Here is a 19,647-nt window from a genome sequence, read left to right on the forward strand (position 1 = left end):
GCCGCTGCTGCAACGCGACGAGAACGTCGTCACGTCCGATCCGATCCCGACCGTCCAGATCGACAACGGCTACGTCTGGGCGCAGACGACCATCGGGTCGACGGTCTATGCCGTCGGCAAGTTCGACAACGCCCGGGAGCCGAAGGCAGCACCCGGCACCGCCCTCACCGCCCGGTCGAACGTGCTCGCGTACGACATCGACACCGGCGCACTGCTGCCCTTCGCACCCCAGGTCAACGGCGTCATCAAGGCCGTCGCCGCATCGCCCGATGGCAGCCGCATCTACATCGGCGGCTCCTTCAACTCCGTCAACGGCAAAGACCGCTGGAACATCGCCGCGCTCGACGCGAAGACCGGCGAGCTCGTCCCCGGCTTCATCCCGTCGATCGGCGGATCGGGCGTCTACGCCCTGGCCACCTCGGGCACCAGCGTCTACGCCGGCGGGCTGTTCACGCAGGCCAACGGCACAGCGCGGAAGAACCTCACCGCGTTCAACGCGCCCGATGGCAAGCTGCTGCCCTGGGCGCCGACGACCGACCTGCAGGTCGACGCCATGGTGATGGACCCGGCCGGCGCGGACACGATCATCGGCGGACGCTTCTCGCAGATCAGCGGCAACAGCGCACTGCGTGGCATCGGCGCGGTCGACAAGACCACCGGCACGGTGGACACTGCGTGGCAGGTACCCGCCACGATCAAGAACGGGACGACCGCGCGGTCCGCAGGTCAAGCCGGTATCTTCGGCCTCACGACCGATGCCACCGGCGTCTACGGCACCGGCTGGGCCTACGATGTGGGCGAAACGGTCAACCTGGAAGGCACTTTCGCCGCCGAGGCCGGGACCGGCAAGATCCGCTGGGTCGCCGACTGCCTCGGGGACCACTACGGCGTCTACTCCACGGGCAAGGTGGTCTACACGACGAGCCACACCCACGCCTGCGGGACCGTCGGCCTGCACCCGGAGCAGCCGCAGACCACACACCGCTACTCCGAAGCCTTCACGGCCGACGCGCGCGGAACACTCGGACACCAGCCTGCGGCTCCCAAGTACAAGGACTGGGCGGGCACGCCCGCTCCCTCGGCCTACAACTGGACTCCGGACTGGGCTGTCGGTGTGACCTCGGGCCTCGGCCAGGCGGGCCTGTCGATCACCGGAACCGGGAACATGATCTCCATCGGCGGCGAATTCCGCTCCGTCAACAACGGCCAATTCGAGGGCATCGTCCGCTTCTCGACCACGCCTCCCGGCGGAGCGAAGGACAAGCCGCGCCTCTCCGGCGACGACTGGGTCGGCTCCGCAACACGAACCACCGACGATGCGAAGCGCGTCACCGTCACCATTCCCTCCAACTGGGATCGTGACGATCTCACGCTGACCTATGAGCTCTACCGGTCGGGCACCTCGACGCCCGTTGCGACCACGACGGCGGATGCGACCTGGTGGAAGCGTCCGGACGTCGTGCTCACCGACACGGCGGCCCCGACCGGTCCGCTGCCGCAGTACACGGTCGTCGCGAAGGACGCCTCCGGGAACACCGCCACGAGCGGCGCCGCCACCGTCGCGCCGCCAACCGGCACCATCGCGCTGGTCTCGAAGTTCAGCGGCAAGGCCGTCGGAGTCTCCGGCACCGCATCCCCCACGGTGCAGCAGCCCGTCACGGGAGCGGCATCACAGCAGTGGACCACCGTTCCGAAACCGGACGGCAAGGTCCAACTGAAGAACGTGGCCACCGGGGCCTGCCTCGCGGTGTCCTTGAGCAAGGCCTTGTCGGGAAACGCGCAGGTGCTGCAGTGGGCCTGTGCCGACACCGCCAACTTCCTCTGGAGCCTCAAGGACGTCGGCAACGGCTACGGTCAGCTCGTCGCCGGCCACTCCGGCAAGTGCCTCACGCTCAGTGGCGGCACCGCAGACGGCGCGAACTACGTCCAGACCGACTGCGGGGCGACCACCGGCGCGGACAACCTCAAGTTCCTCCTGCGCCCCGCCGGCACCGTCGCGCTGGTCGCGAAGGACAGCGGCAAGGCCCTCGGAGTCTCCGGTTCCGCCTCCCCCGCAGTCCAGCAGACGATCACGAAAGCCGCGTCTCAGCAGTGGACCATCGTGCCGAAGCCGTACGGCAAGGTCCAGCTCAAGAACGTGGCGACCGGAGCGTGCCTCGCCGTGTCGTTGAGCGCCAAGGTCCTGTCGGGACACGCGCAGGTGCTGCAGTGGGACTGCTCCGACCAGGCGCACCTCCTGTGAAGGCTGAAGGACCTGGGCAACGGTTACAGCCAGCTCGTCGCGAGCCACTCCGGCCAGTGCCTCACGTTGCTCGGCGGCAACACCGCAGACGATGCGAACTACATCCAGGACGACTGCACCGCCACACCGTCGACGTTCTCCCAGTTCACCCTGCCCACCGCAGGCTAGAGCGCACGGACAGAGAGCCGACCTCGGGGATACCTGAGGTCGGCTCTGTTGTTCCCTGGATAGGATGTTCAGCGCTTCCCGCACCGATTCGAGGACCCCTCGTCTGTCGCAGCGCGGGGCGCGAGCGGCGAGGAGGTGGAGCGTGACGCACGCTTCGACACGCCCCGTCGCCGGCGCGCACCGCGCATCCCTCCCGAACGAGGCAGCGGCCGCGCTGCTCCGCTCGAACCGTCGTCGCCGCAGCATCCGCCGGTGGGTCGCGATCGGAACCATCCCGCTCACCCTCGCGGCGCTGCTCTTCGTGGGCAAGCTGCTGAGCATGTACGCGTTCGCGCATCAGGCGATCACCGCCTACGTCGTCGACGACTTCGCGGGATCCGAAGCCTCAGCGCGTGGACAGGACTTCCTCAACTGGTTCGAACCGTACAAGGCGCCGTTCAACATCGGCACCGCCCTCGGCGCGGCCGAGCAGCTGCCCGAGGCCAGGGCGGAGCTCGAAGAGGCACTCGGCCTCGCCACCGGACTGGAGGTGTGCGGGGTGCGGATCAACCTCGCGCTCGTCGTCGAGCGGATGGGCGACGCCGCGCGGGCCGACGGCGACGGCGCCGCCGCCGCCGAGTTCTACGGCGAGGCGCTCACCATCACGGTCGAGACGCCGGAGGAGTGCCACAGCGAAGAGGCGCAGCAGCAGTCCTCCGACCCGCAGCGCGACATGTCCGACACCCTCGACGGCACCGAGGATCGGCTCAAGCAGAAGCAGCAGGAGCAACAGCAGGAGCCGCAGGAACCCGAGCAGCAGCCCGGTGAAGAAGAGCAGCCCTCCGAGGGCAAACTCGACGAGCTCGAGGGCAAGCTCGAGCAGGGCACGCAGGAGCGGGATCAGCAGCAGGGCGACGAGCCCGGCGGCACGGGAACGGACAAGCCGTGGTGAGCGATCACGAGCAGCAACGAGCGCGCTACCTCGCCGGCGCCGAAGGGGCTCCTCCCGTCCCTCCGCCCGGCGGTTATCACGGTGCGCGACGCCAGGCTTCGGCCCCCGCCCGTGAATCCGCCGTCGCCCCGACCCCGATCGCCCCGGACCCGAAGCAGCCGGCGAACGCACTCGGGTGGATCGCCCTCACCGTCGCCGTCCTGTTCGCGCTGACCCTGCTCGGCACGCTGGTCGCCGGCGGCACCGACGTGCTCTACGGAGTCACGATGCTCACGGCGCAACTCGTGGTCGTCGGCACGGTCGTCGCCGCCCTGTTCTCACCGCGGGCACGGAAGCTGGGGGCGATCGCGCTGATCGTGACCGTCCTGTTCAACGTCGCGACCGTCGGCGGCATGAGCGCGCTGCAGACCTCGGCCGCCGGCAGCTACCAGGGCGCCAAGTCCGCCGATCAGAAGCACGCCGAGGCGTACCCCGGCATCAAGGGCACCGATCCGCAGGAGACGCTCGGGCAGCAGTCCCTGGAGGAGGTGCGCGCACAGTCCGAAGAGCTCTTCGCCGACATCCGGACGCGGCTCACCCAGGAATTCGGATACACCTGGGTTGCCGTCGGCGACGAGGACCTGCGCCCCGAACGAAACGGCTACGGCGGCGAATCGATGCTCGTCGAGTACACCTCCGCGGCATGGGCGACCGAGCAGCCCGTGCAGGGCTACGCGCGCAAGCAAGCGGTGATGGCCGCGATCAACGACGAGGTCGTGCAGCACGGCCTGTGGGAGCTCTACTCCTTCAACGACCCGACCGGGTCGGGCATCGACCCGTCGATGATCGCGAAGCTCTACGGCAGCGATGATCCCCGCACGCAGCACACGTGGGAGTACTACACCGAGAACTACCCCGATCCGATGCGCTTCTACGCCAACATCTACGACCTGTCGAACGACCGGGACGGCGGCTTCCTCGCCGCGCGCGAAGCCCAGACGGCCCGCACCGGGGAACCACTCGAAGGTCTGCAGCTCGTCGTGATCGCCAGCGGTGTGCTCGGCGAGGCCGACCGCGACGAGTTCGAGACGAAGCTGCAGGAGTATCCCGGCTTCGAGTGACCGTGCGCGGCACACTCCGACGCCGCGAACGCCCCACCCGTGCAGGATGAGCCGCGCACCGCGCCCGTCGCACCGCGTGCCACACTCAGGCATCCCCTCGAAGGAGGACGAATGGACGCGCTCGTCTCCGCGAACCTGATCTGGACGACCCTGGCCCTCGCGGCCCTCGCCATCAACGTGATCGCGCTGATCTACATTCCCCGCGACCGCAAGCCCACGGCCGCGATGGCCTGGCTGCTGCTCGTGTTCCTCGTGCCGTTCGTCGGCATGGGCCTCTACCTGCTGATCGGCAACTTCCGGCTGCCGAAGAAGCGCCGCGACGAGCAGCAGCGCATCACCGCGATGATCGCCGCCGCGGCCGTGGAGGATCCGGACCCGCAGGCTCCACGCTGGCTCCAGCGCGTGGCTCAGCAGAATCACGCCCTCACGGGACTGCCGGTGGTCGGCGATTCTTCGGCCGAGCTGATCGACGACTACCAGGGGTCGATCGATGCCATGGCCGCCGCGATCGACACGGCCGAGCGGTACGTGCACGTCGAGTTCTACATCGCCGCGTCGGACGCCACGACCCGCGGATTCTTCACGGCGATGGAGAAGGCCGTCGCCCGCGGCGTCTCCGTGCGTCTGCTGGCCGACTACATCGCCTCGCGCAAGATCCCGAAGTCCGAGGAGACATTCGCCGAGCTCGACCGGATCGGCGTGTCCTGGTCGTGGATGCTGCCGGTGCGGCCGTTCAAGGGTCAGTACCAGCGACCCGACCTGCGCAACCACCGCAAACTCGTCGTCGTGGACGGGAGGGTCGGGTTCGTCGGCTCGCAGAACCTCATCTCGCGCGACTACAACGCGGAGAAGAACATCAAGCGCGGACTGATGTGGCAGGAGCTGATCGCGCGGGTCGAGGGTCCGGTCGTCGCCCAGGTCGACGCCGTCTTCCTCTCCGACTGGCTGATCGAGACCGGCGAGGATCTGTCCACCGTCGAGCGGGTTCCGGCTTCCGCCGTGCCGCGACCCGCGGGCGGCGACCTGCACTGCCAGATGGTCCCGAGCGGTCCGGCGTACGGCACCGAGAACAATCTGCGGATGTTCCTCTCCCTCATCCACGGCGCCACCGAGAGGGTCATCCTCACCAGCCCGTACTTCGTGCCCGACGAGGCCATGATCTACGCGATCACCACGGCCTGCCAGCGTGGACTCGATGTGCAGCTGTTCGTCTCCGAGCTCGGCGACCAGGGGATGGTCTATCACGCGCAGCGCTCCTACTACGAGACACTGCTGCGCGCGGGCGTGCGGATCTTCCTCTACCCGCCGCCGTACATCCTGCACGCGAAGCACTTCTCCATCGACGACGACGTCGCCGTGATCGGCTCGAGCAACATGGACATCCGCTCGTTCAGCCTGAACTCGGAGATGTCACTGCTCGTGCGCGGAGAGTCCTTCGTGGCGCAGATGCGCGAGGTCGAGCAGAAGTACCGCACCGCGGGGCGTGAGCTGACCCTCGACGAGTGGCTGCGCGAGCCCGCGAAGTCGACCTTCCTCGACGGGGTGTTCCGGCTGACGTCGGCGCTGAACTGAGTCGCCCGCTCAGGACCCGAGCGTCAGCAGCATCCGGGCGAGCACATACCGGGCGTGCCCTCGAGAGGTACGCGGGTCGTAGCCCAGGCCCTCGACGAGAGCCGTCAACCGCTCCTGCACGCTGGAGTGATGTCGGCCCAGGCGGAGGGCTGCGGCGCGCACGCTCTGCTCCTCGGCGACGGCGTCGAGCAGCTCGCGACTGCGGTCGTCGAGGGCGGCGAGCGCGGCGGCATCCGGATGGAGCGGACCCTGCTCGGCGGCCTCCGCGACGAGCAGCAGGGCTCCGAGTTCGGCGACATCGACGACCGGTTCTGCGGGACTGGTCAATCGGACGGCGACCAACGCGGAGGACCACGACCGTGGAAGGTGCTCCCCCGGCCCCGCGGTTCCGAGACCGAGGCGCAGCCCCTCGCCGTCGGGCCAGGCGCTCACGGCATCCGTCTCGGCATCCAGGATCGTCGCACGGGTCAGGCCGTGCCGGGTGGCGACCACGGCCGACGGATGCTGCGGCAGGGGCGCAGGATCAGGCGGTGAGGCGACCAGGCGCAGCGTGCGCGCGCCGAGCCGGAGCCGGGGCAGGGCGGCAGCGCGCTCGTCGGCTCCCGCGTACGAGCTGATCGCGAGTTCGACCGCGCTCTCCGGTCCCACCGAGCGGCGCGCGCGGATGATGCCGAGGGCGAGACTCAGCCGCTCCAAGATCATCGTGTCGTTCGTGTGCGCGGGCCCCTCCCGCTCGATCCACGCGACCGCTCCCGGCCCGCTCTCCCGCACCGGCCAGGCATGCGACGGTTCGATCGGGTCGATGCGCACGCCGTCGGCCCGCACGCGCACGATCTGCCGTCCGTCACGCTGCCCCACCGTCGCGCCGCTGAGCACCGCGGCACCGCGCAGCATGCTCTCCACGCCGACGGATCGGGCGACGAGGGCATCGAAGTAGGTGACGACCTTGAGCGTCTCGCTGGCATCCGGGTCGAGGGCGGTGAGCCGCCCCAGCAGATCTTGCATGTCGGGCTCCATCGCGCACGGGGATTCCACCCTACGGGGTCGGTTCGGCCCCGCAGGGTGGGATCGGACTCAGGAGAGCAAGCGGTTCACCCAGTTGTCCCGCGCGGCGAGCATGGCCTGCGCGACGGCGGTGTGGGGGGCGAACATGTCGAAGCCGTGGAAGCCGCCGGCCCACACGTGCAGCTCGGCCTGGACCCCGGCCTCCCAGAGCTTCGTGGCGTAGGCGACATCCTCGTCGCGGAACACCTCGGCACTGCCGCAGTCGATGAACGCGGGCGGCAGTCCGCTCAGGTCGGTGGCCCTGGCCGGGGCGGCATAGATCGAGACGTCGTCGGTGCCCTTGCGGTCGCCCAGGAGCGCCGTCCAACCGGTGACGTTCGATCCGCGGTCCCAGACGCCGATGCCGTCGATCTGACGGGTCGAGACCGACTCGTCGCGGTCATCGAGCATCGGGTAGATGAGCAGCTGCCCGATCAGCTCAGGGCCTCGCCGGTCACGGGCCAGCAGAGCGGTGCCGGCAGCCAGACCGCCGCCCGCACTCCCGCCGCCGATCATCAGCCGCGACAGGTCGATGCCGAGCTCCCCCGCATTCTCGGCCGCCCACAGCAGCGCGGCGTAGCAGTCTTCCACCGGGTACGGATCGGGGAACTCGGGGGCGAGCCGGTACTCGACCGTGACGATCACGCCGTTGAAGCGCTCGGCCCAGTCCAGGAAGCCGACGACACCGAGCCAGCGGTTGCCGATGATCATCCCGCCGCCGTGGGTGTGGAAGAAGCCGGGACCGGTGCCGGTCCTGCCTTCCTTCTCGATCACGGAGACGACGATCTCGTCCCCCTCGTGGCCGGGGATCGACACGTCGCGGTACGTGAAGCCGCGCTCGGCGAGCGCGGAGAAGATCTCGTCCTCGCCACCGACCGGCGACTGGCGCAGGAACGGGATCATCTCCGGCGTGAGCGTGGACGGCATCTGGTCGCCCACGAGGGCGAGGGCGGCTTCGAGTTCGGGATCGAAGGGCGGGCGTGCCAGGGTCGTGTCAGTCATCAGAACTCCTTTGTCCTCGGCCGCCATCGCGGCGGCGTCCCGCCAGCCTCGTGCACGTCGCATCCGAGGGTAACCCGCCGGTCGGGGCGGATCCGACGCCTCCCGTCCGCCGGGTGGCGGGGGCGCGGTTCCGCCGGTGGCGGACTCCCTTGAAGGGTCGTGTCGCCCCGGATAGCCTGGCGCCAGAGGGAAGGAATGCGCATGATCCGAGAACTCGATGAACAGCAGTCCTACGACCTGTTGAGCACCACCACGATCGGACGCATCGGCTTCGTCCATGACGGGCGGGTGCAGATCCACCCGGTGAACTTCGCGGTCTCCGGGCACGAGTTGGTTCTGCGATCGTCGCCCGACGGCCTGCTGGCCGATCTGACGCGCGAGCCGGTCGACGTCTCGTTCGAGGTGGACTATCACGATCCGATCGGGAGCACGGCGTGGAGCGTCCTGCTGCACGGCAGCCTCTCCCGAGCCGCGGAAGAAGCGTCCGCCGACATCACCGCTCGCGTGCACCCCTGGGCGGGCGAGGATCGGAGCCTCCCTCTGGTCCTGCACATCGACAGCATCTCCGGTCGCAGCGTGCGCCGAGAGCCGGCACACCCGAAGATCTGAGGCGCGGCGGCGGGGTCTGCCGTCGCGCGCGCTCTTACGCCAAAGCCAGCCCCGCGGCGAGCGCGAAGCCCAGGACGGTCGCGAGACCCGTCGACTCCTTGGCCTTGGACTGCGCCTCGGGAACCATCGAGTCGACGAGCATCACCAGAAGCGCCCCGGCTGCGAAGCCACTCGACGCGGAACGGAAGGCGTCACCCGTCACGCTCGCCAGTGCGAAGCCCGCGACGGTCGCCGCCGCACAGATCACGGCCACCCCTGCCCACAGCAGCAGCACACGCGACTTCGCCATGCCCCCCTCGAGCAGGTCGGCGGCGGACCCGATCGACTCGGGCAGGTTCGACACGAGGATGGCCACGACGAGCGCGATGCTCACCGGCTCCCCTGATGCCAGCCCGATGCCGAGCACGAGCTGCTCGGGGATGCCGTCGAGCAGCGCGCCCACGGCGAGCTGGCCACCGCCCGCCTGGGACTTGCTCTTCGCGGCACGGGCATCGAGGATGCGGTCGGCGATGTAATAGCTGATGGCACCGGCCGCGACGCCGACCACCAGCGGGACGGGACCGGCGAGGTCGAGCCCCTCTTCCCAGAGCTCGAAGGCGATCGAGGCCATGAGGGCACCGGCGCCGAATCCGAGGACGATGCCGAGCCACCGCGGCGGCCATTTCCGGAGCAGTGCCAGCACCGCGCCGATGAACAGCGGCGCCGCCGCGATCACGCCCCACAGGACCGCTCCGCCCATGTCGCACCTCCGTGGCGTCTACTCTCCCACCTCCTGCTGCGTCTCCCTGGCTCGACCCACCAGGGGAGAAGGCGGTGAATAGGATGACAGCAGCGGGCGGCGACGGAGCGAGGCGGAATGAGCGACAGACCCAAAGAGGTGCTGCGCGTCCCCGCCTTCGCCCTCTACTGGTCGTCTTCCACCCTCGGCGCGTTCACCGGGGCGGTGACCGCGATCGCGTTCCAGGTCCTGATCGTGACGACGCTGGACGCCACCCCGTTCGAGATCGGCCTGCTCAACGCGGCCAACGTCCTGCCTTACCTGCTCTTCGGCCTGGTGGTCGGCGCACTGATGGACCGATGGCGGCGCAAGCCGGCGATGGTCTTCGCGAGCATCGGCCGTGCGCTGACGCTCGCGCTCGTGCCCGTGCTGTGGCTCACGGGGACTCTGACCGTCTGGTCGTTCGGCGCCCTGTTCCTGCTCTACGGCGCGCTGACCCTCATCGCGGACTCGGCCGCGCAGCCGATGCTCCCCCGCCTCGTGCCCCGGCATCAGCTCGTGGCCGCGAATGCGCGCCTCGGCCAGGCCGGCACGGTCGCCCAGACCACGGGCCCCGCGGTCGGTGGCGCCCTCGTCGGCTGGCTCGGCGCTCCGTTCGCCATCCTCATCGATGCGGTCGCGTACGTCGTGAGCGCGGTGCTGTTGAGTCGGATCCGTGTCGAGGAGGCGAAGGCGCAGCGCCGGACCGATGGCCGCCACCTCGGACACGACATCATGGAGGGCCTGCGCTGGACGTACTCCCACCGCACGCTCGCCCCGATGGCCGCCTCGATCAACGTCTGGTTCCTCGGCAACAGCATCGCGCTGACCGCATTCGCCCCCTATGCGCTGAGGGAACTCGGACTGAGTCCGCTGATGTTCGGCATCGTCCTCGCGATGGGCGGCGTCGGCGGATTCGCCGGCGCTCTCCTCGCCCCGGTGGCGGGGAGACGATTCGGCGTGGGCGGCGCCGTGCTCACCGGACGCATCCTGTCGGCGTTCGCCTGGACCGCGATCGTCGTCCTCCCACTCTCGGACATCACCTCTCTCGCGATCGTCGCCATCACCCTCGGAATCGGGCAGCTCCTGTTCGGGTTGGGTATGGGTCTGGAGGATCCCAATGAGATGGGCTATCGCCAGGCCGCAGCCCCCGACCACATGCAAGGGCGGTTGAACGCGTCGATCCGCACTGTCAACCGCGTCACCTTCCTCGTCGGCGCACTGCTCGCGGGCGGCCTCGCCACCGCGTTCGGCTACCGCGTGACGATCGCGATGGCCGTGGTGGTGTTCACGGTCGCCGCGCTGATCGTCCTGTTCTCCCCGCTGCGCACGGCACGCCATGAGGATGTCGCTCGGTCGGAGTAGGCGGCGGCCCGGATGCTCATGACTTGGCGATGGTATCCTGATGGCATGAAAGCAACCATGGACAAGGCAGGACGAATCGTAATCCCTGCGCCGCTCCGTGAGCGCGTGGGGCTGATCCCGGGCCCGGTCGACCTGATCCTCGACGGCAACGGCATCCGAATCGAGATCGAGGCGCCGGACAACCTGATCGAGAAGGACGGGCGCCTCGTCATCGCGTCGTCTGGCACCACTCTCACGCCCGAAGACATCCGCGAGCTGCGCCTTGCCGACCAGCGCTGACCTCCTTCTCGACACGAGCGCGGCGGTCGCTCTCCTCGTCGAAGACAACACCGCGCACCTCGCTGTCCAGAACGCCTGCGCCGGCGCAGTCCTCGGACTCGCAGGCCACGCTTCGATTGAGACCTACTCCGTTCTCACGCGCCTCCCCGGCCCGAATCGTCTGACTCCTCCCGCCGCGGCTCGCGCGATCCGGACTGCGTTCCCCCGGTCGATCTCACTCTCGGAAGAGGACGCGCGCACCGCCGTCGACGTCCTCGCCGATGCTGGAATCGCCGGTGGAGCGGTCTACGACGGCCTGGTCGCGTTGTGCGCCAGAGCCGCCGGGATGACGCTCGTCACATGCGATCGCCGCGCGATAGGAACGTACGCGGCGCTCGGCGTCGATGTGCGCGTGATCTGACGCGGCACGGGGCGACACGCCGCACGCGGATAGACTGGAAAGCATGTCCAAGGTCCTCCAGTCCCTGCCCGTCGGCGAGCGCGTCGGCATCGCCTTCTCCGGAGGACTCGACACCTCCGTCGCCGTCGCGTGGATGCGCGAGAAGGGTGCCGTGCCCTTCACCTACACCGGCGACCTCGGCCAGTACGACGAAGACGACATCGCGTCGATCCCGGGCCGTGCGTTGGAGTACGGCGCCGAGGCCTCGCGCCTGATCGACTGCAAGACGGCCCTGGTCGAAGAGGGCCTCGTCGCCCTCTCCTGCGGCGCCTTCCACATCCGCTCCGGCGGCAAGACGTACTTCAACACCACGCCCCTCGGCCGCGCGGTCACGGGCACGCTGCTGGTGCGCGCCATGAAGGAGGACGGCGTCGACATCTGGGGTGACGGCTCCACCTACAAGGGCAACGACATCGAGCGGTTCTACCGCTACGGCCTGCTCGCCAACCCGCGCCTGCGTATCTACAAGCCGTGGCTCGACGCCGACTTCGTCACCGAGCTCGGCGGTCGCAAGGAGATGAGCGACTGGCTCGTCGCCCGCGACTTCCCCTACCGTGACTCCGCCGAGAAGGCCTACTCGACCGACGCGAACATCTGGGGCGCGACGCACGAGGCGAAGACCCTCGAGCACCTCGACGTCTCGCTCGAGACCGTCGACCCGATCATGGGCGTGAAGTTCTGGGACCCGTCGGTCGCGATCGAGACCGAAGACGTCACCGTCACGTTCGAGGCCGGCCGTCCCGTCGCCATCAACGGCGTCGAGTACTCCGACCCGGTCGCCCTCGTCATGGAGGCGAACACGATCGGTGGTCGCCACGGCCTCGGCATGAGCGACCAGATCGAGAACCGCATCATCGAGGCGAAGTCGCGCGGCATCTACGAGGCCCCGGCCATGTCGCTGCTCTTCATCGCCTACGAGCGTCTCGTCAACGGCATCCTGAACGAGGACACCCTCGCCACCTACCACGAGCAGGGTCGCCGCCTCGGTCGCCTCATGTACGAGGGCCGCTGGCTCGAGCCGCAGTCGCTCATGCTGCGCGAGTCGATCCAGCGCTGGGTCGGCCTGACGATCTCGGGCACCGTGACGATCCGTCTGCGCCGCGGCGACGACTGGACCATCCTCGACACCGTCTCGCCGAACCTGTCCTACGGTCCCGAGAAGCTGTCGATGGAGCGCGTCGGCGACGCCGCCTTCGGCCCGGTCGACCGTATCGGCCAGCTCACGATGCGCAACCTCGACATCGCCGACTCGCGTGCCCGCCTCGAGCAGTACGCAGGCCTGGGCCTCGTGGGTGGCGCGACCGGCGAGCTGGTCGGCCGGGTGACCGCCGGAGAGTCCGCCGAGATCACCGAGTCGGTCCACGGGTCGATCTCCGAAGCCGACGAGAACCTGGCGGATGCCGTCGACACGGCGTCCGAGGGCGCGGCGTTCGACTCCGGCACCGACTGACGCCGTACCGCAGACGCGGGGAGCCGGTGCTGCCGACGTCGGACGGGTGCACCCGCTAGGCGGGTGAGTCGCCGGCGCTGCGCCGTTCGTCAGCGGCGTCGAGCTCCTCGGCGCGGTCGATGATGCCCGGCAGCACCTCGTCGAAGAGCGTCACGATGGCAGCACGGGTTCCGGCCGCGTCGCGCTGCCGGATGGCCTCACGGATGGCGACGGTGGATCGCTCGACCGCCACCCAGTCGAACACCCCGCGCGCGTGCTGCGTGAAGCGACGGATCTGCGGGCCGAGGAACTCGATGACGGTCACCCGCGTGGTGTTGCCCTCGATGCGCGCGAACCCGGTCACGATGGCGCGCAACGCTTTACCGAACTCGACGACATCGTGGTCCACGACCGCAGCGGACATGTCCTCGGTGAGATCGACGAGATAGGCGACGTCGTCGGCCTGGATCAGCGGCATCGCGTGGCGTACCGAACCGATCCAGATGTCACCGAAGAGCGCGATCGCGTCTCGGATGCGGTCCAGATCGAGGGGTGCCACACGCGTGTAGCGGTTACGCTGCATCTCGACGAGTCCCCCCTCGGCAAGTCGCGCCAGCGCGTGCCGCACCGGCGTCTTCGACGTCCCGAGATCCGTCGCCAGCTCGTAGTCGCGGATCCGCTCGCCCGGCCGAAGCTCACCGTCGACGATCGCGTCCCGCAGCCGGTGATAGACGTCGTCACTCACCGAACGCCGTTCCAGCGCACCATCCATGCCCACCAAATCACACCCTCCTTCGACCACAGTGGTTCCCCCACCACTCGTTGCGGCCGACATGGCGGCCCGGACGCAATCGCACCGAGCCTCCGCATCGTCCCCGTTCTGCGCGGAGCGCAACGGGTAACATAACACATTCTTCTGAATGGATGATCCACGAGTGCTCGGGCGGATATGATGCGAAGGCGCGACCCTGAAACGCGCACTGGGGCTCGGTGGGACTGAGTTCCACCTGTCTACCCGAAAGAGTTCTCGACGATGATGACCGATTCGCAGGAGTCCGCCGTATCCACGCGCCCTTCACTGGGAGCCCGGATCGGACGGATCTCCTTCCTCGTTGTGGCCGGGATCGCCGTGATCGCCGTAGCCGCCGCCTTCTTCGTGACCTGGACGATCCAGCGCTCCTTCCCGCAGACCTCGGGAACGGTCGAGCTCGACGGTCTGAAGGCTGAGGTCACGGTGCAGCGCGATGACCGCGGCATCCCGACGATCACGGCCGACTCGACCGACGATCTGTTCTATGCCGAAGGGTTCGTGCACGCGCAGGACCGTTTCTTCGAGATGGACTTCCGCCGCCACGTAACGGCAGGGCGCGTCGCCGAGATGTTCGGAGAGTCCCAGGCGGCGACCGACGCCTTTCTGCGCACACTCGGCTGGCGAACCGTCGCCGAAGCCGAGGTCGAGGCGATGGATGACACCACGCGCGGCTACTACGAGGCCTATGCCGACGGGGTCAACGCCTACCTCGCGACACGGTCCGGCGCCGAGCTCTCGCTCGAATATGCCGTTCTCGGCATCCAGAACCCGGACTATGCTCCCGAGCCGTGGGAGCCCGCGGATTCGGTCGCCTGGCTCAAGGCCATGGCCTGGGATCTGCGCGGCAACATCGAGGATGAGACCGAGCGCTCGCTCCTGGCCGCCGAGCTGGCTGCCGGTACGGATCCCGACGCGGGCGAGACGGTCGACACCGGCGAGATGCTCGCGAAGCTCTACCCCGACTACCCGTTCGACGAGAATCCGGTGATCGTCCCGAAGATCTCGACGGTGCCCGCACTCGAGACCGGCGCCGAACCGGCTGCGTACACCCCGTCCGAAGCAGACGGCGAGATCCAGCAGGCGACCACCACGATCGAGTGGCAGGAGACCTCGAGTGTGATCGAGGCTGCGGGCGAGCTCGTCGGAGATGTCGGCGAGGGCATCGGATCGAACTCCTGGGTCGTCTCGGGGGATCTCACCGAGACCGGGATGCCGCTGCTCGCGAACGACCCGCACCTCGGCGCGTCGCTGCCATCGGTCTGGTACCAGGTGCAGCTGAAGTGCTCGACCGTGAACGACGCCTGCCCGTTCGACGTCGGAGGCTTCTCGTTCTCCGGGCTTCCCGGCATCGTGATCGGCCATAACCAGCACGTTGCCTGGGGTTTCACGAACCTCACCACCGATGTCACCGACCTCTACGTGGAGCGGGTGGTCGGCGACGAGTACTGGCGCGACGGAGCACTGGTCCCGCTCGAGCAGAGCACCGAGACCATCAAGGTCGCCGGTGGCGAGGATATCGAGCTGACGATCCGCTCCACCGTGCACGGGCCCATCATCTCGGGCCTCACCGACGACTTCACCGCGATCGCCGATGACCCGGAGCCGGCGCTCGGGGAAGGAACCGAGGCGCCCGCCGCTCCGCCCGTCGGTCAGGACGACGCCGAGTACGCCGTCAGCCTGCGCTGGACGGCGCTCGACCCCGGCACGACCGCGACCGCAATCTTCGCCCTCTCCACCGCGCAGGACTTCGACGACTTCCGCTACGCCGCCTCCCTCTTCGACGTGCCGGCACAGAACCTCATCTACGCCGACACCGAGGGCAACATCGGCTACCAGACCCCGGGGCGCCTCCCGATCCGCGGTGCCGGCGACGGATGGATGCCGCAGCCGGGCTGGGACAGCAGCTACGACTGGACGGGCTACATCCCGTTCGACGAACTGCCCGTCTCGTACAATCCGAGTTCGGGGTACATCGTCACCGCGAACAACGCGATCGTCACCGACGACTACGCCTTCTTCCTCTCCCGCGACTGGGACTATGGGTATCGCGCGGCGCGCATCGCCCACCTGGTCGAACGACGCGCGGCCGCCGCTCCGCTGACCGCCCAGGACATGCGCGACATCCAGATGGACGATGAGATGTGGATCGGCACGCAGTTGGCGACCGCCATGGCCGACGTCGACGTGAGTCGCGCGGACGTCCAGGCAGCCGTTGACCTCCTGCTCCCGTGGGACGGGCAGAACGCGGCCTCCTCGCCCGCCGCGGCCTACGCGAACGTGCTCTGGTCGAACCTCGTGCAGAACATCTTCGGCGAGCGCGAGCAGCCCCTGCCGATCGACGGACAGGGTCGCCTGTTCACGGTCGTCGCCGACATGCTCGACGACCCGACCGATCCGCTCTGGAGCAATCCGCAGATCGACGTCGACGGGATGGAGGCAATGCTGGCGTTGTCCGCCGAAGAGGCCTATGACGAGCTCGTCACCCTGCAGGGAGACGTTCCCACGCGCTGGAACTGGGGCGACCTGCACGCGATCACCCTCACCAGCGACACCCTCGGCACCTCGGGGATCGCGCCCGTCGAGGCCCTCTTCAACCGCGGGCCGTACCCGGTGAGCGGCGGAGCATCGGTGGTCAACGCGACCGGGTGGGAACTCGGCGTCTCGTACGCCACCACCACGGTGCCGTCGATGCGCATGGTGATCGACCTGTCCGACTTCGACGCCTCGACCTGGAACCACCTCACCGGCGCTTCGGGTCATGCCTTCCACGAGCACTACACCGACCAGACCGCCGATTGGGCCGTCGGCCTCCAGAAGCCGTGGGCGTACACCGCGAAGGCGGTGGATGCGTCGGAGGTGGACACGCTGATCCTGTCGCCGACCGGCTGATCCGCGAGCTGCGCCGACCTGAAGGGACGGTGCAGGTTGCTCCGCTACCGTGGGGAGGTGCCATCCAGTTACCTCGCCCCGAAGGGTACGACCGTCACGCTCCTCGAGTTCGAGCACGGCGGCGCCACGCTCATCGCCGAGACGTTCGGCGAAGGCCCGCACACGTATCTCCTGCTGCACGGCATCGGGATGGGTCGGAGCGTCTACCTCGACGTCGTGCAGCGGCTCGAGGGTCGGGTGATCGCCCTGGACCTGCCGGGATTCGGCGAGGCGCCAGAGCCGACGCGCACCCTCACCATGGAACGCCACGCCGACCTGGTCGCCGCCTACCTGCAGCAGGTGGAGTCGGGCCCGGTCGTCGTGATCGGCCACTCGATGGGCAGCCAGATCGCGGCCGAGCTCGCCGCGCGGCATCCGTCGCTGGTGGAAGGCGTGGTGTTGGCAGGCCCCACGGTGAACAAGGCCGCGCGCAACATCGCGGCACAGGCCCGCTACCTCCTGACCGATCTCGTCGGCGAGCGGCCGTTGGTGATCTGGCGCGGCGCGCGGGAGTATCTCCGCGGCGGCCCGCACCTGATCCGCAAGATCCGTGCCACCGTCGTGCACGAGCCCGAGGACGCCTTCGTGCGCATCGAGTGCCCGGTGCTGGTGCTGCGCGGCGAGGACGACCCGCTCGCGCCGATGAGCTGGTGCCGCGAGATCCTCGACGCGATCCCCGGTGCCGCGCTCGAGGTCATCCCCGACCACGGACACGGCACGCTCATCAGCGACTCCGAGCCCGCCGCCCGCCTGATCCACGAGTTCGCCGCACGCCTCTGACGGTCGGTCTCGCGGGGGTTCGTCGCGACCGGTGTTCACAACTCCTAAAGAAAGCGCACCGACCTCGCTTTCGCCGGCATCTGGGCTCCCTTACAGCCAATCCTTGAGGAGTTATGAACGAGTCGTGGGCCGAAAGCGCGGTCCGATTACCCGGACGACCTCGGCGACTGCCTGTCGGACGGTCGGATCGTTCCGCAGAATGTCGACCGCAAGGGGCCGGATCGTCACATACCCCTGCATCGCAGCTGCCATATCCCGCCGCCGATCATCGACCTGTTTGGCCCAACCCTCGTGGAACTCCTTGCTGTCGCACTCGATGATGAGCCACCCCTCGACCAGGAAGTCCACCCGGCCGACACCCTCGATCAGCACCTGGGTCTCAAACGCGACCCCGAGCGCTCGCAGAATGAGCCTCATGAAAGTCTCGGGCCCCGACCCCGCCGAGGCATCGATCAGCGCGAGCAACGGACGGAACCGGACAGGCAGTTGAGAGAACATGAGGATCACTTCCTCCCGAGTCATCAATCCGTGGTGCAGCACGCTGTCGACGGTGGCGACAGATGCCCGCGGAGCCTGGCACCGGATGGCCTGCGCGACGGCGTCCGCGAGGGGAGCGACATGGAGAGGGCTCGGTTGCCCCGACCACGACTGCCAGTGCAGGATGGTTCGCCTCGATCGAGGAGGACGAATTCGAGACGACCCTGGAACGACGTGCACATGCAGTGCGTCGACGACATGCACGAATACACCGATCTGGCTCAGAAGCGAGATGCACGACAGGCGCCCGCCGATGCGGACCGCTTCCGCGATATCAGGATCGACGGGTTCGATTGCGTAACGGTCGCGGCGCAGCCGTCGGAGGTGGCCGGAGTCGATGGCTCGCGTGATAGCTCGTCCGGTCATTCGTCGGGCGAGAAGTTCCGCTCGGTCGAGAACGATGCTGCTGTACAGCGCGGCTGCGCGTTCGTTTACGGTCCATGGCCTCATTCGAGCGAGTCTGGGTCCTGGAGGGCATAGCTGAGGGGCGAGGCTCACGAAAGGGAAGGTTCGTCCCGAATCTCGCCTTGGGTAGGAGCAGTGTCGACCCCGTTGGCAGCCATGCGGTGTGCGCAACTCCTCGGAAATCTGGCTTCACGCCGGGATAATCCGCTTCGGTGGCAGAGTCGCGCGGATTCTTGAGGAGTTGTGCACCGACCGTTCACGGCGGCAGCGCGGTCAGCCGGACGAGCTCAGCCGACAGAGCACACCCCGGCGGGTAGCTCAGCCGGCGGCGGGCGGGGTCTGCTTCGACTCGGCGAGCTCGTCCACGACGAGGCCGCGCTGTTCGATGGTGCCGTTGCGGTAGGCCTGTCGTCCGACCATGTGCGCAGACAGCGGCGCCGTCGCGAACTGCATGAGCACGACGGGCGCGACGAGCACGAATCCCAGCAGGATGCCGCCGACCGACCGCTGCGACAGGGCGATCGCGATGCAGATCAGCAGCAGCCCGAGCACCTGGGGCTTGGTCGCCGCGTGCAGCCGGGACGGCACGTCGCGGAAGCGCAGCAGCCCGACCGCCGCCGACAGGCAGAGCAGCGCCCCGAGCAGGATCAGCACCAGCACGGCCACGTCGATGACGGGGTCGGGGATCACGAGACCGAGGATGTTCATGAGGTCGTGTTGTCCCTTCTCGCGACGAACCGGGCGACGGAGATCGAGCCGAACACCCCGATCGCGGCGATGATGAGGAGCACGGGGATGTTGCGGGTGTGACCGTTGATGGCCATCTCCGCCCCGAGCACGCACATGACCTCGGTGAGGAGCACGTCGGAGGCGACGGCACGGTCGAGGATCGACGGTCCTCGGACGATGCGGACGAGGGTGAGGACGGCGGCGATGCCGAAGACCACCATGATCAGCAGCAGCAGGATGTTCATCGGGCACCGCCCTTCGTCGATCCGGTCAGGCCGGCGCGCTGGTCGGCCTTGAGTGCGCGGTACTGCGCGGGGTCGCCCAGCGCCCGGACGACCCGTCGCTCCCAGCGGAGCACTCCGGCACGCTGCTTCTCGACGTCGGCGCGGTTCCTGACCCCGATCACATGCAGGTAGAGGATGCGTCGGTCGCGGTCGGTCTCGACCACCAGGGAGCCGGGGACCAGCGACGACACGACGGCGACGTGGGTCATGACCAGATCGTCGGCGTAACGCAGCGG

General features: G+C 68.6%; 19 protein-coding genes. 11 read left to right on the forward strand and 8 right to left on the reverse strand.

The genetic code is table 11. The features are described 5' to 3' along the window. From ACNPM4_RS02090 to cls, 4 genes are all read left to right on the forward strand, one after another. The coding region (locus ACNPM4_RS02090; protein WP_448984523.1) for an RICIN domain-containing protein at positions 1-2,242 on the forward strand (2,242 nt) is incomplete at its 5' end. Between the two features lie 310 nt (positions 2,243-2,552). Then, positions 2,553-3,341 (forward strand): hypothetical protein, encoded by a 789-nt coding sequence (locus tag ACNPM4_RS02095; RefSeq protein ID WP_448984524.1) that lies wholly within the window; start codon positions 2,553-2,555, stop codon positions 3,339-3,341. Then, on the forward strand, positions 3,338-4,441 hold the full coding sequence (locus ACNPM4_RS02100) for a hypothetical protein (protein ID WP_448984525.1): 1,104 nt from the start codon (positions 3,338-3,340) through the stop codon (positions 4,439-4,441). The genes ACNPM4_RS02095 and ACNPM4_RS02100 overlap by 4 nt, the downstream gene beginning before the upstream one ends. Positions 4,442-4,552: 111 nt before the next feature. Continuing rightward, positions 4,553-6,013 carry a cardiolipin synthase gene (gene cls / locus ACNPM4_RS02105; protein ID WP_448984526.1) on the forward strand — a complete coding sequence of 487 codons (1,461 nt, stop codon included), beginning with the start codon at positions 4,553-4,555 and terminating at the stop codon, positions 6,011-6,013. Positions 6,014-6,022: 9 nt separating this feature from the next. Here the strand turns inward: cls and ACNPM4_RS02110 are convergent, their stop codons facing one another. Continuing rightward, positions 6,023-7,018: a hypothetical protein gene (locus ACNPM4_RS02110; protein ID WP_448984527.1), complete on the reverse strand. Its 996-nt coding sequence runs from the start codon at positions 7,016-7,018 to the stop codon at positions 6,023-6,025. Positions 7,019-7,087: 69 nt separating this feature from the next. Then, positions 7,088-8,059, reverse strand: a complete 972-nt coding sequence (locus ACNPM4_RS02115; protein ID WP_448984528.1) for an alpha/beta hydrolase — start codon at positions 8,057-8,059, stop codon at positions 7,088-7,090. Positions 8,060-8,260: 201 nt separating this feature from the next. Between ACNPM4_RS02115 and ACNPM4_RS02120 the strand changes: the two genes are divergently transcribed. Then, the gene (locus ACNPM4_RS02120) at positions 8,261-8,668 is read left to right on the forward strand and encodes a pyridoxamine 5'-phosphate oxidase family protein (protein WP_448984529.1); all 408 of its coding nucleotides are present in this window, start codon (positions 8,261-8,263) and stop codon (positions 8,666-8,668) included. A 34-nt stretch (positions 8,669-8,702) separates the two neighbouring features. Here the strand turns inward: ACNPM4_RS02120 and ACNPM4_RS02125 are convergent, their stop codons facing one another. Next, positions 8,703-9,407, reverse strand: a complete 705-nt coding sequence (locus ACNPM4_RS02125; RefSeq protein WP_448984530.1) for a ZIP family metal transporter — start codon at positions 9,405-9,407, stop codon at positions 8,703-8,705. 117 nt (positions 9,408-9,524) lie between these two features. Here ACNPM4_RS02125 and ACNPM4_RS02130 point away from each other — a divergent pair, with 117 nt between their 5' ends. From ACNPM4_RS02130 to argG, 4 genes are read left to right on the forward strand one after another with little or no spacing between them, the layout of a single operon-like run. Beyond that, complete coding sequence (locus ACNPM4_RS02130) at positions 9,525-10,790, forward strand: MFS transporter (RefSeq protein WP_448984531.1); 1,266 nt, start codon at positions 9,525-9,527, stop codon at positions 10,788-10,790. A 45-nt stretch (positions 10,791-10,835) separates the two neighbouring features. Next, positions 10,836-11,069, forward strand: coding sequence for an AbrB/MazE/SpoVT family DNA-binding domain-containing protein (locus ACNPM4_RS02135; RefSeq protein ID WP_237682326.1), 234 nt, complete (start codon positions 10,836-10,838; stop codon positions 11,067-11,069). Beyond that, the gene (locus ACNPM4_RS02140; protein WP_448984532.1) at positions 11,053-11,469 is read left to right on the forward strand and encodes a type II toxin-antitoxin system VapC family toxin; all 417 of its coding nucleotides are present in this window, start codon (positions 11,053-11,055) and stop codon (positions 11,467-11,469) included. The genes ACNPM4_RS02135 and ACNPM4_RS02140 overlap by 17 nt, the downstream gene beginning before the upstream one ends. Before the next feature lie 43 nt (positions 11,470-11,512). Then, a complete protein-coding gene (gene argG, locus ACNPM4_RS02145) occupies positions 11,513-12,958 on the forward strand; it encodes an argininosuccinate synthase (protein WP_091028311.1) in 1,446 nt (481 codons plus the stop codon). Between the two features lie 55 nt (positions 12,959-13,013). Here argG and ACNPM4_RS02150 read toward each other — a convergent pair whose 3' ends face one another. Then, entirely contained in the window at positions 13,014-13,682 is a 669-nt protein-coding gene (locus ACNPM4_RS02150) for a GntR family transcriptional regulator (RefSeq protein WP_448984533.1), read from the reverse strand. Positions 13,683-13,970: 288 nt separating this feature from the next. Here ACNPM4_RS02150 and ACNPM4_RS02155 point away from each other — a divergent pair, with 288 nt between their 5' ends. Both ACNPM4_RS02155 and ACNPM4_RS02160 read left to right on the forward strand, forming a co-directional pair. Continuing rightward, positions 13,971-16,637: a penicillin acylase family protein gene (locus ACNPM4_RS02155; protein WP_448984534.1), complete on the forward strand. Its 2,667-nt coding sequence runs from the start codon at positions 13,971-13,973 to the stop codon at positions 16,635-16,637. Positions 16,638-16,694: 57 nt separating this feature from the next. Further along, positions 16,695-17,456 (forward strand): alpha/beta fold hydrolase, encoded by a 762-nt coding sequence (locus ACNPM4_RS02160; RefSeq protein WP_448984535.1) that lies wholly within the window; start codon positions 16,695-16,697, stop codon positions 17,454-17,456. A 111-nt stretch (positions 17,457-17,567) separates the two neighbouring features. Here the strand turns inward: ACNPM4_RS02160 and ACNPM4_RS02165 are convergent, their stop codons facing one another. From ACNPM4_RS02165 to ACNPM4_RS02180, 4 genes are all read right to left on the reverse strand, one after another. Continuing rightward, positions 17,568-18,443, reverse strand: a complete 876-nt coding sequence (locus tag ACNPM4_RS02165; protein ID WP_448984536.1) for a hypothetical protein — start codon at positions 18,441-18,443, stop codon at positions 17,568-17,570. A 273-nt stretch (positions 18,444-18,716) separates the two neighbouring features. Beyond that, positions 18,717-19,106 carry a monovalent cation/H(+) antiporter subunit G gene (gene mnhG / locus ACNPM4_RS02170; protein WP_029264125.1) on the reverse strand — a complete coding sequence of 130 codons (390 nt, stop codon included), beginning with the start codon at positions 19,104-19,106 and terminating at the stop codon, positions 18,717-18,719. Next, positions 19,103-19,372, reverse strand: a complete 270-nt coding sequence (locus ACNPM4_RS02175) for an MrpF/PhaF family protein (RefSeq protein WP_029264126.1) — start codon at positions 19,370-19,372, stop codon at positions 19,103-19,105. Before ACNPM4_RS02175 ends, mnhG begins: the two co-directional genes overlap by 4 nt. After that, a partial coding sequence (locus ACNPM4_RS02180; RefSeq protein WP_448984537.1) for a Na+/H+ antiporter subunit E occupies positions 19,369-19,647 on the reverse strand: 279 nt, incomplete at its 5' end. The genes ACNPM4_RS02180 and ACNPM4_RS02175, both read right to left, overlap by 4 nt.

The organism is Microbacterium umsixpiens (genome assembly GCF_053543675.1).

Coding starts and splice junctions, on each gene's coding strand:
- ACNPM4_RS02130 (WP_448984531.1), top strand. CDS start 9,525: ATGAGCGACAGACCCAAAGAGGTGCTGCGCGTCCCCGCCTTCGCCCTC.
- ACNPM4_RS02125 (WP_448984530.1), bottom strand. CDS start 9,407: ATGGGCGGAGCGGTCCTGTGGGGCGTGATCGCGGCGGCGCCGCTGTTC.
- ACNPM4_RS02135 (WP_237682326.1), top strand. CDS start 10,836: ATGAAAGCAACCATGGACAAGGCAGGACGAATCGTAATCCCTGCGCCG.
- ACNPM4_RS02115 (WP_448984528.1), bottom strand. CDS start 8,059: ATGACTGACACGACCCTGGCACGCCCGCCCTTCGATCCCGAACTCGAA.
- argG (WP_091028311.1), top strand. CDS start 11,513: ATGTCCAAGGTCCTCCAGTCCCTGCCCGTCGGCGAGCGCGTCGGCATC.
- ACNPM4_RS02155 (WP_448984534.1), top strand. CDS start 13,971: ATGATGACCGATTCGCAGGAGTCCGCCGTATCCACGCGCCCTTCACTG.
- cls (WP_448984526.1), top strand. CDS start 4,553: ATGGACGCGCTCGTCTCCGCGAACCTGATCTGGACGACCCTGGCCCTC.
- mnhG (WP_029264125.1), bottom strand. CDS start 19,106: ATGAACATCCTCGGTCTCGTGATCCCCGACCCCGTCATCGACGTGGCC.
- ACNPM4_RS02175 (WP_029264126.1), bottom strand. CDS start 19,372: ATGAACATCCTGCTGCTGCTGATCATGGTGGTCTTCGGCATCGCCGCC.
- ACNPM4_RS02110 (WP_448984527.1), bottom strand. CDS start 7,018: ATGCAAGATCTGCTGGGGCGGCTCACCGCCCTCGACCCGGATGCCAGC.
- ACNPM4_RS02120 (WP_448984529.1), top strand. CDS start 8,261: ATGATCCGAGAACTCGATGAACAGCAGTCCTACGACCTGTTGAGCACC.
- ACNPM4_RS02165 (WP_448984536.1), bottom strand. CDS start 18,443: ATGAGGCCATGGACCGTAAACGAACGCGCAGCCGCGCTGTACAGCAGC.